At 60.0% G+C, this 14,682-nt stretch carries 13 protein-coding genes; 1 reads left to right on the plus strand and 12 read right to left on the minus strand.

Going from position 1 to position 14,682, the window contains the following annotated elements; translation table 11 throughout:
- Positions 1-32: 32 nt before the first annotated feature.
- The 12 genes from ACX3YF_RS30585 to cysK form a co-directional block, all read right to left on the minus strand.
- Entirely contained in the window at positions 33-1,001 is a 969-nt protein-coding gene (locus ACX3YF_RS30585; RefSeq protein ID WP_130211469.1) for a hypothetical protein, read from the minus strand.
- On the minus strand, positions 998-1,297 hold the full coding sequence (locus tag ACX3YF_RS30590; RefSeq protein ID WP_458974798.1) for a hypothetical protein: 300 nt from the start codon (positions 1,295-1,297) through the stop codon (positions 998-1,000). Before ACX3YF_RS30590 ends, ACX3YF_RS30585 begins: the two co-directional genes overlap by 4 nt.
- A complete protein-coding gene (locus ACX3YF_RS30595) occupies positions 1,294-2,220 on the minus strand; it encodes a hypothetical protein (RefSeq protein ID WP_458974799.1) in 927 nt (308 codons plus the stop codon). The genes ACX3YF_RS30590 and ACX3YF_RS30595 overlap by 4 nt, the downstream gene beginning before the upstream one ends.
- Positions 2,217-2,447 carry a hypothetical protein gene (locus tag ACX3YF_RS30600; RefSeq protein WP_196586913.1) on the minus strand — a complete coding sequence of 77 codons (231 nt, stop codon included), beginning with the start codon at positions 2,445-2,447 and terminating at the stop codon, positions 2,217-2,219. The genes ACX3YF_RS30595 and ACX3YF_RS30600 overlap by 4 nt, the downstream gene beginning before the upstream one ends.
- Positions 2,447-3,400: a hypothetical protein gene (locus ACX3YF_RS30605; protein ID WP_458974800.1), complete on the minus strand. Its 954-nt coding sequence runs from the start codon at positions 3,398-3,400 to the stop codon at positions 2,447-2,449. Before ACX3YF_RS30605 ends, ACX3YF_RS30600 begins: the two co-directional genes overlap by 1 nt.
- Entirely contained in the window at positions 3,397-6,684 is a 3,288-nt protein-coding gene (locus tag ACX3YF_RS30610) for a toxin VasX (RefSeq protein WP_458974801.1), read from the minus strand. Before ACX3YF_RS30610 ends, ACX3YF_RS30605 begins: the two co-directional genes overlap by 4 nt.
- Positions 6,681-7,514, minus strand: a complete 834-nt coding sequence (locus ACX3YF_RS30615; protein ID WP_448646047.1) for a DUF4123 domain-containing protein — start codon at positions 7,512-7,514, stop codon at positions 6,681-6,683. The genes ACX3YF_RS30610 and ACX3YF_RS30615 overlap by 4 nt, the downstream gene beginning before the upstream one ends.
- On the minus strand, positions 7,511-9,529 hold the full coding sequence (locus ACX3YF_RS30620) for a type VI secretion system Vgr family protein (protein ID WP_458974802.1): 2,019 nt from the start codon (positions 9,527-9,529) through the stop codon (positions 7,511-7,513). The genes ACX3YF_RS30615 and ACX3YF_RS30620 overlap by 4 nt, the downstream gene beginning before the upstream one ends.
- 231 nt (positions 9,530-9,760) lie before the next feature.
- Positions 9,761-10,624, minus strand: a complete 864-nt coding sequence (locus tag ACX3YF_RS30625; protein ID WP_458974803.1) for a DMT family transporter — start codon at positions 10,622-10,624, stop codon at positions 9,761-9,763.
- 100 nt (positions 10,625-10,724) lie between these two features.
- Positions 10,725-10,889 (minus strand): hypothetical protein, encoded by a 165-nt coding sequence (locus ACX3YF_RS30630; RefSeq protein WP_177329315.1) that lies wholly within the window; start codon positions 10,887-10,889, stop codon positions 10,725-10,727.
- Between the two features lie 346 nt (positions 10,890-11,235).
- Positions 11,236-12,174: an aspartyl/asparaginyl beta-hydroxylase domain-containing protein gene (locus ACX3YF_RS30635; protein ID WP_130208532.1), complete on the minus strand. Its 939-nt coding sequence runs from the start codon at positions 12,172-12,174 to the stop codon at positions 11,236-11,238.
- Between the two features lie 234 nt (positions 12,175-12,408).
- Positions 12,409-13,383 carry a cysteine synthase A gene (gene cysK / locus ACX3YF_RS30640; protein ID WP_047526884.1) on the minus strand — a complete coding sequence of 325 codons (975 nt, stop codon included), beginning with the start codon at positions 13,381-13,383 and terminating at the stop codon, positions 12,409-12,411.
- A gap of 127 nt (positions 13,384-13,510) precedes the next feature.
- On the opposite strand from cysK, the gene ACX3YF_RS30645 reads away from it, so the two are divergent.
- Complete coding sequence (locus tag ACX3YF_RS30645; protein WP_458974804.1) at positions 13,511-14,587, plus strand: DUF748 domain-containing protein; 1,077 nt, start codon at positions 13,511-13,513, stop codon at positions 14,585-14,587.
- The last annotated feature ends 95 nt before the right edge of the window (positions 14,588-14,682 follow it).

Genomic DNA, 14,682 nt, shown 5'->3' on the forward strand with positions numbered 1-14,682 from the left:
GATCGGCTCACCGCGACCCTGGATATTCGCCGTCACGCCAACTCCCGCTCGGCCTGCGCGGCCAGTTCCGCCTCGCGCTCGGCGATGGCGGCTTCCAGTTCCGGGGAGCGTTTGGCCCATTGCTCGGGTGGCAGGGGTTTTGACCATTCGATGATGTCGGGATAGGGCAAATCGGGGGGTGGCGATAATTTCCATTCCTGCAACATCATCGCCAGCGGACCACCTAGAAATACGGCCCCGATGACCAGCCATAGCGCCTTGCCTACTTCCTGCGCGACCAGGTATCGCCTGATGCCATCCAGATATTCACAGCTAATACCCCAAACGACGTTTCTACCCCGCAGCTTTTCTCGCCCGCCTTCAAAGTCATTTGTGACTGGCAGAGCCTGCGGCCCTATCTCCATATAGCTGCGCATGCACTCCCACAACGCCATCGCCGTAGTCCCGCCGCCGCAGTTGAAGCCCAATGAATAGTGCTTCTTTTCCTCCCTGGCCTGCGGGTCCGGGTTTTCAAAACCAATGATCAACAAACCCATGGTGGCTCGACCGGCCTGACTGACCGACGACTGCTGGGTGGCGGCGGCGGTCACGGTTTCCCATGGGACGATCCAGTATTCGCCATCGTCGCGCGGGACGCAGACTTCTCGGCGCTGGCGGTTAAAGCGTAGGGGTAAGGGGACTTCGCGGAAGAGGCCTTGGATCAAGATCAGCACCGGAATGCCCAAAATAACCGCCCCCAGGATCAAGATACCTTGGCTGAAATCAGAGTCGAGATTTCGCGTGAAGAAAGACATGGCTAGAACCACCATCATCGAAGGCCACATCACCATCACCGCCGAGCCGATGCTGTAGTTGCCAACATCCAAAAACACCTCGTTCTTGCGCCAGATGGTATTGAGCACGTCCTGCGGTTTTTCTCCGGTAGGTAGGGGCAACGGCGCCAGATAGTCATTGCGCGAAAGCAGCCGTTTTTTCGTGGAGCCTGCCGGGGGCGTGCTCATCGTTTGCTCTTGGGTTGCAGGTACATCGCGCCGGGGTGGCCCTCGCCGAGCGGGTAGTTCGGTACCCGGTCCAGTTCCGGCGTCGGGTCCCCCCACAGGGCCGTCACGCCCGTTGAATCATTCAGGGTGAAGGCCAGCCCCCGCTCGCCGCCGATGAAGTGTTGGGCGCCGAGCATGGCGGTCAGTGGCGTGCGATAGCGCACACGCAGGGAAACCGTGGCGGGTTGGGAGCTCAGGACATTGCTCAGTGTGTTGAACGGGCCGCTCAGGCGCAGGCCCTGGATATGCGCCGTCACGCCAACTCCCGCTCCGTCTGCGCGGCCAGTTCCGCCTCGCGCTGGGCGATGGCGGCCTCCAGTTCCGGGGAGCGTTTGGCCCATTGATCGGGAGGCAAGGGTTTTGACCATTCGATGATGTCGGGATAAAGCAGGTCTGGCGGCGGGTACAGCTTTTTCCTTTGCAGGTAGGTGGCGAGTGGAGCATTGAAGATAAATACGCCGAATACTCCTTCCCACAGCAGTGTCAAAAACCAGCCGCGCTCTTTGGCTTTATCGTTCAGGTAATCGATGTAATAGCGCAGGTTGGCACCAGAGTTAAGTGCTGCGGCCTCAGGCGCAGCTTCCGGACCAATTTCCATGTAGCTGCGCATGCACTCCCACAACGCCATCGCCGTTGTCCCGCCGCCGCAGTTGAAGCCCAATGAATAGTGCTTGTTGTCTTCCCGGGCCTGCGGGTCCGGGTTTTCAAAACCAATGATCAATAAACCCATCGTGGCTCGACCGGCCTGACTGACCGACGACTGCTGGGTGGCGGCGGCGGTCACGGTTTCCCACGGGACGATCCAGTATTCGCCATCGTCGCGCGGGACACAGACTTCTCGACGCTGGCGGTTGAAGCGCACGGGTAGAGGGACTTCGCGGAAGAGGCCTTGGATCAAGATCATTGAAGGGATGCCGATGATGATTAATGCCGCAATCCAAATCATTCCAGGCTCAGGTGTGATGTAACCCATAAGCACAAACACCATCAGGGACGGCCACATCACCATCACCGCCGAACCGATACTGTAGTTGCCGACATCCAGAAACACGTCGTTCTTGCGCCAGATAACGTTGAGCACATCGGAGGGTTTTCGACCAGTGGGGATGGGCAACGGCGCCAGGTAGTCATTGCGCGAAAGCAACCGTTTTTTCGTGGTGCCTGCCGGGGGCGTGCTCATCGTTTGCCCTTGGGTTGCAGGTAAATCGCACCGGGATGGCCCTCGCCGAGCGGGTAGTTCGGTACCCGGTCCAGTTCCGGCGTCGGGTCCGCCCAGAGGGCCGTCACGCCCGTTGAATCATTCAGGGTGAAGGCCAGCCCCCGCTCGCCGCCGATGAAGTGTTGGGCGCCGAGCATGGCAGTCAATGGCGTGCGATAACGCACACGCAGGCCTCGGGTATGCGCCATCACGCCAACTCTCGCTCCGCCTGCGCGGCCAGTTCCGCCTCGCGCTCGGCGATGGCGGCTTCCAGTTCCGGGGAGCGTTTGGCCCATTGCTCGGGAGGCAGGGGTTTTGACCATTCGGTGATGTCGGGATAGGGCAATTCGGGGGGTGGCGATAATTTCCATTCCTGCAACATCATCGCCAGCGGACCACCTAGAAATATGGCCCCGATGACCAGCCATAGCGCCTTGCCCACTTCCTGCGCGACCAGGTATCGCCTGATGCCATCCAGATATTCACAGCTAATACCCCAAACGACGTTTCTACCCCGCAGCTTTTCTCGCCCGCCTTCAAAGTCATTTGTGACTGGCAGAGCCTGCGGCCCTATCTCCATATAGCTGCGCATGCACTCCCACAACGCCATCGCCGTGGTCCCGCCGCCGCAGTTGAAGCCCAATGAATAGTGCTTGTTGTCTTGCCGAGCCTGCGGGTCCGGGTTTTCGAAACCAATGATCAATAAACCCATCGTGGCTCGACCGGCCTGACTGACCGACGACTGCTGGGTGGCGGCGGCGGTCACGGTTTCCCACGGGACAATCCAGTATTCGCCATCGTCGCGCGGGACGCAGACTTCTCGGCGTTGGCGGTTGAAGCGTACGGGGAGCGGGACTTCTCGGAAGAGGCCGTGGATCAAGATCATTGAAGGGATGCCGATGATGATCAATGCCCCAATCCAGATCATTCCAGGCTCAGGTGTGATGTAACCCATCAGCAAAAACACCATCAGAGAAGGCCACATCACCATCACCGCAGAGCCGATGCTGTAGTTGCCAATATCTATAAATACCTCGTTCTTGCGCCAGATGACGTTGAGCACGTCCAGCGGTTTTTCTCCGGTGGGTATAGGCAACGGCGCCAGATAGTCATTGCGCGAAAGCAGCCGTTTTTTCGTGGTGCCTGCCGGGGGCGTGCTCATCGTTTGCCCTTGGGTTGCAGGTAAATCGCGCCGGGGTGGCCCTCGCCGAGCGGGTAGTTCGGTACCCGGTCCAGTTCCGGCGTCGGGTCCCCCCACAGTGCCGTCACGCCCGTTGAGTGATTCAGGGTAAAGGCCAGCCCTCGCTCGCCGCCGATGAAGTGTTGGGCGCCGAGCATGGCGGTCAATGGCGTGCGATAGCGCACACGCAGGGAAACCGTGGCGGGTTGGGAGCTCAGGACATTGCTCAGTGTGTTGAACGGGCCGCTCAGGCGCAGGCCCTGGCCTTCCTTGAACGGTATCCACTGGCAGGCGCTGCTGGCCAGCCAGTGCGGCGTCAGATCGCGCCAGGGACGCAGTGGCTTGAAATGATCGCGCCGGCCGGTTTTGATCTGTTCACGGGAGTTCAGGCTGTCCAGCGGATCACCGACCATGCTCAGTTCCAGGTACACACTGCGGGGCTCGGCACCTGGCAAGTCGAGGGTGAGGTGATTGATGGAACTGTAATACTCGAGGCGGGAAGGGCCATTACCATGGTTGGACTTCAAGTTGCTTTCCATGCTGACCCGAGGCGCATACAGGATGAAGTAGAGCCGGTCGAGCTCATCCTGCTGGGCTTTGGGCGGGATTGGCTGCAGATCGTTGGCCCGCGCCTTTGACCAGCAGCAGTGGTTCAGGAAGTTTTGCAGCGGGGTTTTCTGCAGGAGGCTGGTGATCAGGTACAGCACGCCAAGTATGAGAATCAGCCAGTTCAACGGTCCCATGTACAGCGTGTAACGCAAGATGGCGACATCGACGGTAATTGACCCTGCCAGGGCACGAGCGGTGTAGCCAAACCCTAATAACGCCTGGGTGCCGAAAGTCGCTATTTGTCCACCGACCACGGTTTGGCGCATCTCCAGCCACGGATCGACTCGATTTTGGGCGTTTTCCAATTGTTTTTGCAGGGATTGGAATTCGTTTACTGCTGCGCCAGTAGAAAGTGCACCAATCACCCCACCAAACAGAGTCAGTGTGGGCGCGCTTCCAACCCGGCCATCAGGCAGACGCAGGGACATTTCTCTAACCCTCAACCCCTTCCGCACCTGATTATCAACCACCGCCACCAACGCCGCCCCCGCATACAACGTCGCCGAAATCGTGTCATTGACCCGCCGGCTGTCCATCCCCTCCAACACCCCGGCCTGACTCAAATAGTTATTCGCATTGACCACGTTCAACAACAACGCCGCCAACGGCACCACCCCACCACTGTTGGCCACCACCGGCGATTGGATGATCCGCCCCACCTGCCCCGCGCCAATGGCCTTGCCGGTTGCCCTGGCCCATTGGCCCAGCGCTTCGGCCTGTTGGCCCATCAGCTTCGCCACTGGCCGGCCCGCCTCGGTGACAAACTGCAAGCGCGTGTCGTTGCCCAGGCGCGCGGCGACAAAGATGCCCATCCAGGAACGGCCGAGGCCGCTGTCACCCTTGAGCAGCAACAGCGCCGCCGCCAACCGGTTGACCAGCACGCTCCATTGGCTGCCGACGTCCCGCGCCATGTAGGCAATGTCGCGCAGGGTCGGCTCACTCAACGGCGCCAGTGCCTGATGGGTCGCGCTGAGGTTGTCGGAGGCCAGTGCGGCCATCAGCTCGCTCAGGCGGGAAGCGCTGTTAACGGCCGCATCGATGGAGGGTGTCCAGGCGTTGAACAGTTGCTTCAGGGCGCCGCCGTCAGGGGCGCGGATGTAGTCGGCGTATTGTTCGGCCCCCTGGGCGCGAATGCACTGGGCGGTCAGGCAGCCGGTGGCCAGTTCGGTCAGCCAGCGGCGCGTCTCCAGGTCGTCGTAGTCCACAAACCAGGTGCCGCTGTGTGAGCGCTTGAGGTACAGGCCCCGATCGGCAAACAGCACGGTGTGACGTTGCTCCAGATGTTGGTAGTGCGCCGCGGCGGTTTGGGTGAACCAGGTGTTCATCGCCTCGAGGTCGATGTATTTGCCGACCTTGGCACTGAAGAGATGGTTATTGAGGTTGGCGTGCTTTTCGGCGCGGTATTCGCGGACGACGAATTCTGCTTCGGTGTACAGGTCCTCCGGAATAAAGGCCCGCACCGGGGCGACGATGCCCGCAATCCGGGCGTCGCGTTCGGCGGCCTGGGCCCGGGTGGGCTGCCCGCCGTATCGACGGGCCTGGGTTTCGGCCTTGAGCTCCTCATCCAGCCGATGCTGGGTGTCGAGCATGACCTGGCCCTGTGCGGGCGTGAGCTTGAGCTCATGCGCCTTGTAGCGGTAGCTGATGGACCCGGCCAGTTCGGCGCCGTCCTCGCTGATCAGGCTGCGCACGAACCCGCCGATGCTCAGGCGCAGATTATTCTCGCCCAGCCATTTTTCGTGGTTCGCCTCCAGCCATTCCTGTTCGTGATTGATGTCACGCAGCACACCCAGGTCGTCGTCGAGACAGGCGAAGACGGCGAACAGCCCCTCGGTTTGTGCCGTGGCGCCGTCCAGCCAATCCTGAGTGCCCTGCCCCTCCCACGGCTCGGCGCTCCACTCGCCGGGCCGCTGGTCGCTGGCATCGGGATGCTCAGCGAGGATGCGTTTGCGCTCACGGGCGCGGTGCATGGCGTCGGTGTAAGCCTTGATGTTGCCTGGGGTCGGGTCCTTCAGCACGGCGTCGCCCAGCGCGTCGGTATCCTCGACGCCCCGCTTCAGGTCCGCTTTCAGGGCACGGGCGAAGGTGTCGGGGAGCAGTTCAGCCATGACCTCGGCGGCTTGTTCCAGCGGCGGGCAATGTTTGGCTTGCAGTTCGTTGGCCACGGTACGCAGGGCGATATGGCGCATGTGTTCATGGCGCTTGGCGCTGCTGTCACTCAGCGCCTTGCAGTGCTCGGGGTTCAAGGGGAATTCGCTGTAGAGCATCCAGGCATCATGGATTTTTTCCAATGCCAACCCCGACAGGGGAGCCTTGAGCAGCAGGGTTTCATCCTCGTCCAGTGCCTGTTCCTTGAACTGGCCAGAGCGCGAGACGCCATAGCGCTTGAGCGGACCCTGGTCCTGCCACAGATAAACAAACCCGGCACGCAGGCGTCGCACCGCCATGGGCCGGCCCTGGGTGGACACGCCGGGGGCGCAGCAGGGGTTTTCGGCCTTTTCCTCGGCCAGGGCATAACGCACGGGCACGACGAAAAGCTCCGCCTGGCTGGCGGGGCACGGCATCAGCGTACAGTTGATATCGATGTGAGGCTGCGCCTTGGCGGCGCGCTCGGCCTGGGCGGCTCGATCAATCCAGGCCAGTTGCTCTGCGCTCATAGGGAGAACTCCTTGTCGGTGACCTGCCGCCGCGTCAGTTCGGCGTTCAGGTTATCCAGCCGTTGCCTGGGCGACAGGCCGGGCTCGGTCAACATGTTTCGGTAACTGGCGTGAGCCGGCGCATCGGGAAAGTCGGTGCCCAGCAAAGCCTGGAAGCGAGCCCAGAGCAGGACCTCATCGATGGCGCTGTACCCGTGACGGCCGGCATGCTGCTGGCAGTGCAACGCCCACTGTTGCAATGCCCCGGCGTCCAGTCCTTGCAGGTATTGGGGAAAGTAGTGCTGACCGTGTTCGATCAACTGTTGAGCGAAGTGCTGACGCTGGGCGCTGCCCAAGTGCTCCAGCTGATGCGCGGACAGCAACAGCCAGGGCTCATGCGCATAGAGTGCAGCGGGTTGATCGGGATTTTCCTGGTGGATCTCCAGTTCCGGGAGCCGGATCAGTCGCACAGGTCCCATCAAGCGATCACGCTCGAAAGCGGGCAGCGAGGTTAGCCACAAGGCCGCGATCCGGGGGTCGTGGTAACGGAACAGGACCGTGACATCCCCTTCGACACGCACGTGAATCAGGCTGCGTAAATGCCCAAGCACGACCTCTTCTTGCGCCTCTGACTCCAGCCAGATGCCGCAGGCCGTGCTCCACTCCTGGAAAAATCGCTGGGCCAGCGGGCTATCGGGAGAAACAGGCACCAGGACCGGCCCGACTTCCTCCAATGGGCCATAAGCGGTGTTGCGGTAGAGTGACCGGAACGTCGTGCTCCCCAGCTCAAACAGCCGCTCGGGCAGACGTTCAATGCGGGTTCGATCCAGCAGCAGATACGCCTGACTCATGTCCGTTTCTCCGCCAGCTTTTGACACACGGCGCAAATCGGTGCGGCCATCTGAGCCGCCTGAGCCAATGCCCGTTTTTGCGCGGCCAGTGATAGCGCAAGCTGTTGCGACGCTACGGGGAGTAATGAGCCAGCCGCCTGCGGTGCTATCCCGGGTACCGGCACCCCGCCTTCGACAAGGGCTACGCTGTTGAAAATCCCCGCGGAGTTGATGACCAGGTGATGGCCGCCAGCCGTGAGCGTCAGGCTGGCCCCCGCATCAATCACCACGTTGTTGGCAGTGACACGGGCCTGCGGCCCGGCCTGAATCACCCAGGCGCCCTCTGCGGTCGTGCTGCTGTTGCGGGTGATGTTGATCAGCTCATCGCCGCCGATCACCGTATTGCGCGCGCCTTGGGTGGTATGCGACTCGTCGCCCTTGATCAGGCAGGTACTGTGATTATCCACCTGCTCGAAACGGTCGCGGCCAATCCGGGTGTCGCTGTCATTGAGAACCAATTGTTCGAAGTCACGCTGCGCCCGCAGGTAGATTTTTTCCTGCCCGGCGCGGTCTTCGAGCGACAGTTCGTTGTACCCCCCGGTGTGCGGGGAGCTGTGGCTGCGCAATACGGTTTTGGTTTTGTGCTCGGGCAGTGGGTAGGGCGCCGAGTTGACCTTGTTCATCACGCAACCGGTAATGAGCGGATGATCGGGATTGCCTTCCAGGAAGGTCACGACCACTTCCATGCCGACACGCGGAATGGTCACGGAGCCGAAATTCTCACCTGCCCAGTTACTGGATACCCGCAACCAGCAACTGCTTCTTTCACTGTTGAGTCCGGCCCGGTCCCAATGGAACTCGACTTTGACCCGACCATACTCATCGCAATAGATCTCCTCGCTGGCAGGTCCGGTCACCCGGGCGGTCTGACTCACCAGTGGCATTTTTCGCGTACGTATCGGCGGTCGGTAAAACACATCCCATGGAATGACGCTGAAGCTGTTGCGATAGCCTTGGGTAAAGCCGTCCTCGGATTGGACGTCGCTGGTGATCGCCTCTTCCAGAGACTGTGGCTGTTTTCCAGCGTGTGTCACGCTAAGCAACAGCCACAGACCGTTGCAGCGTTCGCGCGGATGCTCGGTCAGGGTAAAAAAGTGACCACTGCGCAGCGTCGCCTGATCGCTCTGGCCCTCGAACAGCCGGTAATCGACACGGTGCCGCTCCAGGGCCTGGCGAGCGAGTTGGTCGCCGTGCTTCTCGTTCTTGATCAGTGCGGGGTAGCGATAGTCTTCGAGCACGGGACTGAACTCGGCAGCGAAGCGGCTTTCCTGCATCACACTCGGGCGCTGGAAGTCATAGTGCCTACGCGTCGTGGTGCTGGTGCGGCTGCGATACCTCATGGAGAACTGGTTGACCACGGGGTGATCCGCCACCATGCCGGAATCTTGTAGATAGGGTGTATCGGCCAGTGTCGGGAACCAGGTCTGATCGTCGGTGAACACCAGCACATGACCGTTCGGCGAATGCTGAAAATGCCACGCGATACCGTCCTCGGCGCACAGACGCTGGAGGAACTCATAATTATTTTCCCCGTATTGAGTGCAGTATTCGCGCTCCGGGCTGGTGCTGACATGGAAGGTGAACGCATCGGCCTGAATGCCGTGCCCCTTGAGCACCTGAGCGATGATTTGCGGCACCGTCAGCTTCTGGAAAATCCGTTGGTCGTGGCTGAATTGCAAGTAGTGCAGCGCCGGGACGAGGCACAGGTGGTAATGGGTCAGACGCTTGCCGGTTTCACCGACGACCACCTCTTCGATATGGCCATGAAGACCTTCGCCGTTGAGACCGAACTGAAGGAATGCGGGCTGACCGAGCAGACTCTCCGGATCGACATTCGGGTTTTCGCTGACCAGTTCAACCTGGATCGCGTACAAGGCGCTGATGGCCTCTACACCGTCAAAGGCGAGGACCTTGAAATCATTACGAACAGCGGGAATGTGCAGCGCGAAATGCGCCGTATTGGCCGACCTGAACATACGCTTATCCCTTATCAAGCGCGATGTGCAAACCGTCCCTGGTTGTGCACGCAAAAATTTGGCGGGCACGTTAACAACGGGGCAAACAGATTGATGTAGGAAGGGTCCTGGAATGCGGTCAGACCGTTCCGCCTTGCTAGAGGCTGAGTCACTTCATGAGGGGGTGAATGATCTGGACTGGCCAAGTCACGGCATGACAGGCCCGGCGCAACACGCCGGGCCTGTCCAGCTTTACGCCGTCTTACGGAAGACAAACACCAGACCGACAATGATCAGCAACATGCCGAGCAGGCTCAGCAGTGCCAAGCGGTTGCCGAAGAACAGGTAGTCCATCACCGCGGTCACCGCCGGCACCAGGTAAAACAGACTGGTGACGTTCACCAGATTGCCCCGGGCGATCAAGCGGTAGAGCAACAGCGTCGCCAATACCGATACCACCAGGCCCATCCACAACACCGGCACGATGAACCCGCTGCCGTGCTCGAAGTGGAACGGCTGGAACGGCACGAATATCCCGCACAACAGCAGCCCGGCGAGGTACTGCACCGGCAACGTGCCGAGGGGATTGTCGGTGATGCGTTTTTGCATGATCGAGCCGAAGGTCATGCTCACCAGCGCCAGCAACCCGAAGAGCATGCCGGCCAGCGACATGCCGGCCAGGCCGATGCCTTGGTAGACCACCATGATCAACCCGGCCAGACCGAGCGACAGGCCGAACATCCGGCTGGCTGATCGCTGACGCTCCATGATCACCACGGTGAGAATGGGTTGCACGCCCATGATCGTCGCCATCACGCCGGGGGTGACTTTCAGGTCCAGGGCCAGCAGATAGAAAATTTGATAAGCCCCCAGCAACACCACCCCGGTGGCCATGGCATACAGCATCGGTTTGCCGCCCTTGGGCAATTTCAGCTTGAGCAAGGGCACCAGCAGGATCAAGCCGCACAAGGCAATGCCAAAGCGGATGAACAGAAAGGCAAAGGGCGACGCATGAGCCAGCCCCCATTTGGAGAAGATCGCCCCACTGCTCCACAGCAGGACGAACAGACTCGTGGAAGCCGCCGCGAGCGCGGACTTTTTCGAAAGGACAAACATGAATACCACCTGTAGTCAGGCAAGAAGCCAACTCAGCCGTAGCTGAAATTCAGTCGTGTTTTTTTTCAGGCAGGCACCGGGGAGCAGCAGAAAACGCTGATCAGCCCGAAACGCCAACACCTGGCGGCGAGACCACCGCGCACACTGGCGTGCGACTGACAGGAGGGGGGTAATGACTGATCTGCCCCGGCTGCTGATTCCCGCACGGCACGACGCCAGCGTTGACCGCTGAATCGACTACCGCGTTGATGAGGGATGCAGGCATGGGCTGATCTTTTCTCGAGGAATGAAAAAGTGAGTACTGAAACTCACGGTGCGCCGACTATAACCAGCGTGAGACATGAATTGCAATAAGTTGCGTTGAAGGTAAAGCGTCGAGGTTGTCGTGCGAACTTCTTTGATTTTTCCACCAGGGATTGGCAGGACAAGCAATCAATGTAGGAGCTGGCTTGTCGGGTCGCCGCATCGCAGCGAAGGTCGTCAACGATAACGCGTGTGGTCTGGATAAACGCGGCGCCCTTAAGCGTATCGCCAGCAGGCTGGCTCCTACAGGTATCAGGTGACCGACACGGTCCCTTGTAGGAGCTGGCTTGCCGGTGCCGACCAGTTATTCAACCAAACAACCAATACCCCAACAATGTCAGCACCACCACTGCCAACACCGGGCGCAGCACTCGGTAGGCCTTGGGGTTGCGACGCTTCCACTGCTTGATCCCACCGCTGAGTTTGTCGCTGAAGCGCTTGCTCCAGGCATAGGCCTGGTTGATCCCGCCGACGCGCTCGTCGTCAAGGTTCTGCGGCGCGGTTGCACGCCCCAGCAGGCCGCTGACCGAGCGGTTGATACGGGTCATCAGACGGTTGCTCAGCGGTCGCTCGATGTCGCAGAACAGGATGACGCGAGTCTTCTCGGTTTCGTTCTTGACCCAGTGCACGTAGGTTTCATCGAACATCACGTCTTCACCGTCGCGCCAGGCATAGACCTGACCGTCAACGAAAATGCGGCAATCGTCGGAGTTCGGCGTGGACAGGCCGAGGTGATAACGCAGGGAACCGGCGAACGGGTCGCGATGCGGATTGAGGTGGCTGCCGCCCGGCAACAGCGCAAACATCGCGCCCTTGACGTTGGGAATGCGGCTGACCAGCTCCACGGTTTTCGGGCACAGGAGCTCGGCCGACGGCAAGGGTTTGTCGTACCACTTGAGGTAGAAGCGCTTCCAGCCTTTTTTGAAAAACGAGCCGAAACCGGCGTCGTTGTTCTTCTCGGCGGCGCGAATGTAGCCCTCGTCGAACAGGTGCATCGCCTCGTCGCGAATGACTTCCCAATTGTCCTTGAGCACATCCAGTTCAGGGAACTTGCTGCGATCCAGGTAGGGTTTCGACGGCACGCCGGAGAACAGGTACATCAGGGCATTGTAGGGTGCGAACAGCGCCGAATGATTGACGAACTGTCGCAGCACCGGCAACCGTGCCTTGCCACGCAAATGCACATAGAGGGTGCTGCCCACAAACAGCAGCAACAATGACGCTTTCGCGGCAAAGGAAAAGGTCATCAACAACTCCTTGGAAATAGACACTTCTGCACAACGCCATTCACCCGGCGCGGCAGCCGGCATGATAAACACTACCGGCCTCAGTAAACACCCGCGGGATTCAACATTCAGTGTTGAGGATTGCGCAATAAATGCCTATTTAGCATAAGACTCTTGAACATCCGCTGATCTGAATCAGCCTCCCGCGATGTAAGGGCACGCGTCCCTGCGGCAGCACCGTCCGGCGCCCGGGTGTTACTGCTGAGTCTCCTGCTCGGTGAACAGATCGCTGAACAGCATGCTCGACAGGTAACGCTCACCGGAATCCGGCAGGATCACCACAATGGTCTTGCCCTGCATTTCCGGGGTTTCGGCCAGCCGTACCGCCACCGCCATCGCGGCCCCGCAGGAAATGCCGCACAAAATCCCCTCCTCCTGCATCAAGCGCAGGGCCATGGCCTTGGACTCCTCGTCGCTGACCAGCTCCACCCGGTCGACGATCGACAGATCCAGGTTCTTCGGCACGAAACCGGCACCGATGCCCTGGATCTTGTGCGGGCTCGGCTTGATCTCTTCACCGGCCATTGCCTGGCTGATCACCGGCGATACCGCGGGTTCCACCGCGACCGAGATGATCGGTTTGCCCTGGGTATTCTTGATATACCGCGAAACGCCGGTAATGGTTCCGCCCGTTCCGACGCCTGCCACCAACACATCGACAGCGCCGTCGGTGTCGTTCCAGATTTCCGGGCCGGTGGTTTTTTCGTGGATGGCCGGGTTGGCCGGGTTTTCGAATTGCGCCGGCATGAAATATTTCGACGGATCGCTGGCCACAATTTCGCCAGCCTTTTCGATCGCGCCTTTCATGCCCTTCGCCGGTTCAGTCAGTACCAGTTCGGCACCCAGGGCCTTGAGCACCTTGCGTCGCTCGATACTCATGGACGCCGGCATGGTCAGCATCAACTTATAGCCACGAGCGGCGGCGACGAAGGCCAGGCCGATGCCTGTATTACCGGAGGTCGGTTCGACAATGGTCATGCCAGGCTTGAGTTTGCCGGTGCTTTCGGCGTCCCAGATCATGTTCGCGCCGATGCGGCACTTGACCGAATAACCGGGGTTGCGCCCTTCGATCTTGGCCAGGATGGTCACACCGCGCGGGGCGATACGGTTGATCTGCACCAGGGGCGTATTGCCGATGGAATGGGCGTTGTCAGCGAAAATGCGGCTCATGACTGGGTCCTTACTACAGCATTTGATAAGCGCACAAAGGTATGCCTGTTGGTCGTGGGCGTCCAGTCAGGCGAACGTCCGCGGGCCACCGCAGTCAATCGCTATAGTTCGCCAGAGAATTGCCATCATGAAACGTCGATACAGCTGGCCCTTGTGGACCTTCGCAGGCCTCGTCGTGCTGCTGGTTGCCCTGCATATCGCCCTGCCCTACCTGGTGCGCAATTACCTCAACGACAAGTTGGCGGACATGGGCGATTACCGCGGTCGGATCACTGACGTCGACCTGGCCTTATGGCGTGGCGCCTACAAGATCAACGGCCTGAAAATCGTCAAGGTCGACGGCAAGGTGCCAGTGCCGTTCGTCAATGCACCGCTGATCGACCTCTCGGTCAGTTGGCACTCGCTCTGGTACGACCATGCAGTGGTGGCACAGGTGCAGTTCATCAACCCGGAGGTGAACTTCGTCGATGGCGGTGCCAACAAGCAGAACTCCCAGACGGGTCGGGGCACCGACTGGCGCGCGCAACTGGGCAAACTGCTGCCGATCACACTGAACGAAGTGCGAATTGACGATGGCAAGATCAGCTTCCGCAACTTCAATTCCAAACCACCGGTGAACATGAACGCCACCAAGGTCAACGCCAGCCTCTACAACCTGACCAACGTGGTTGATACCCAAGGCAAACGCGACGCCCGCTTCGAAGGGAAAGCCCTGTTGCTGGGGCATGCGCCGCTGGAAACCACCGCGACCTTCGACCCGTTGAGCAATTTCGAAGACTTCGAGTTTCGCCTGCGGGCCAGGGACATCGAACTCAAACGCATGAACGACTTTGCTTCGGCCTACGGCAAGTTCGATTTCAATGCCGGCCATGGCGATGTGGTCATCGAAGCGCAGGCCAAAAACGCCAAATTGACGGGTTATATCAAACCGCTGCTCAGGGATGTCGATGTGTTCAACTGGCAGCAGGACGTCGAAAACAAGGACAAAGGGATTTTCCGCTCCATCTGGGAGGCCATCGTCGGTGGCTCCGAGACCGTGCTGAAAAACCAGGGCAAGAACCAGTTCGCCACCCGAGTGGAACTCAGTGGCAACGTACATCAGCAAGATGTCAGCGCATTCCAGGCGTTTTTGCAGATTTTACGCAATGGATTCATTGAGGCTTTCAACGCCCGCTATGAACGACCCAAGCCGGATGCGGGCTGATATCCGGAAATCGACAGTGAATAGACGCTGCCCGGCAACCGCCGCGACCCAGTCAGGATGTGACGCTCCATTCAGAGACTGAATAAGCCGTCTGC

It is taken from the genome of Pseudomonas fluorescens group sp. PF-69, from assembly GCF_054481235.1.

What these genes read in the sequence shown, in the direction of transcription:
- ACX3YF_RS30645 (WP_458974804.1), top strand. Translation starts at nt 13,511, where the DNA reads ATGAAACGTCGATACAGCTGGCCCTTGTGGACCTTCGCAGGCCTCGTC.
- ACX3YF_RS30585 (WP_130211469.1), bottom strand. Translation starts at nt 1,001, where the DNA reads ATGAGCACGCCCCCGGCAGGCTCCACGAAAAAACGGCTGCTTTCGCGC.
- cysK (WP_047526884.1), bottom strand. Translation starts at nt 13,383, where the DNA reads ATGAGCCGCATTTTCGCTGACAACGCCCATTCCATCGGCAATACGCCC.
- ACX3YF_RS30595 (WP_458974799.1), bottom strand. Translation starts at nt 2,220, where the DNA reads ATGAGCACGCCCCCGGCAGGCACCACGAAAAAACGGTTGCTTTCGCGC.
- ACX3YF_RS30610 (WP_458974801.1), bottom strand. Translation starts at nt 6,684, where the DNA reads ATGAGCGCAGAGCAACTGGCCTGGATTGATCGAGCCGCCCAGGCCGAG.
- ACX3YF_RS30600 (WP_196586913.1), bottom strand. Translation starts at nt 2,447, where the DNA reads ATGGCGCATACCCGAGGCCTGCGTGTGCGTTATCGCACGCCATTGACT.
- ACX3YF_RS30615 (WP_448646047.1), bottom strand. Translation starts at nt 7,514, where the DNA reads ATGAGTCAGGCGTATCTGCTGCTGGATCGAACCCGCATTGAACGTCTG.
- ACX3YF_RS30605 (WP_458974800.1), bottom strand. Translation starts at nt 3,400, where the DNA reads ATGAGCACGCCCCCGGCAGGCACCACGAAAAAACGGCTGCTTTCGCGC.
- ACX3YF_RS30625 (WP_458974803.1), bottom strand. Translation starts at nt 10,624, where the DNA reads ATGTTTGTCCTTTCGAAAAAGTCCGCGCTCGCGGCGGCTTCCACGAGT.
- ACX3YF_RS30620 (WP_458974802.1), bottom strand. Translation starts at nt 9,529, where the DNA reads ATGTTCAGGTCGGCCAATACGGCGCATTTCGCGCTGCACATTCCCGCT.
- ACX3YF_RS30635 (WP_130208532.1), bottom strand. Translation starts at nt 12,174, where the DNA reads ATGACCTTTTCCTTTGCCGCGAAAGCGTCATTGTTGCTGCTGTTTGTG.
- ACX3YF_RS30630 (WP_177329315.1), bottom strand. Translation starts at nt 10,889, where the DNA reads ATGCCTGCATCCCTCATCAACGCGGTAGTCGATTCAGCGGTCAACGCT.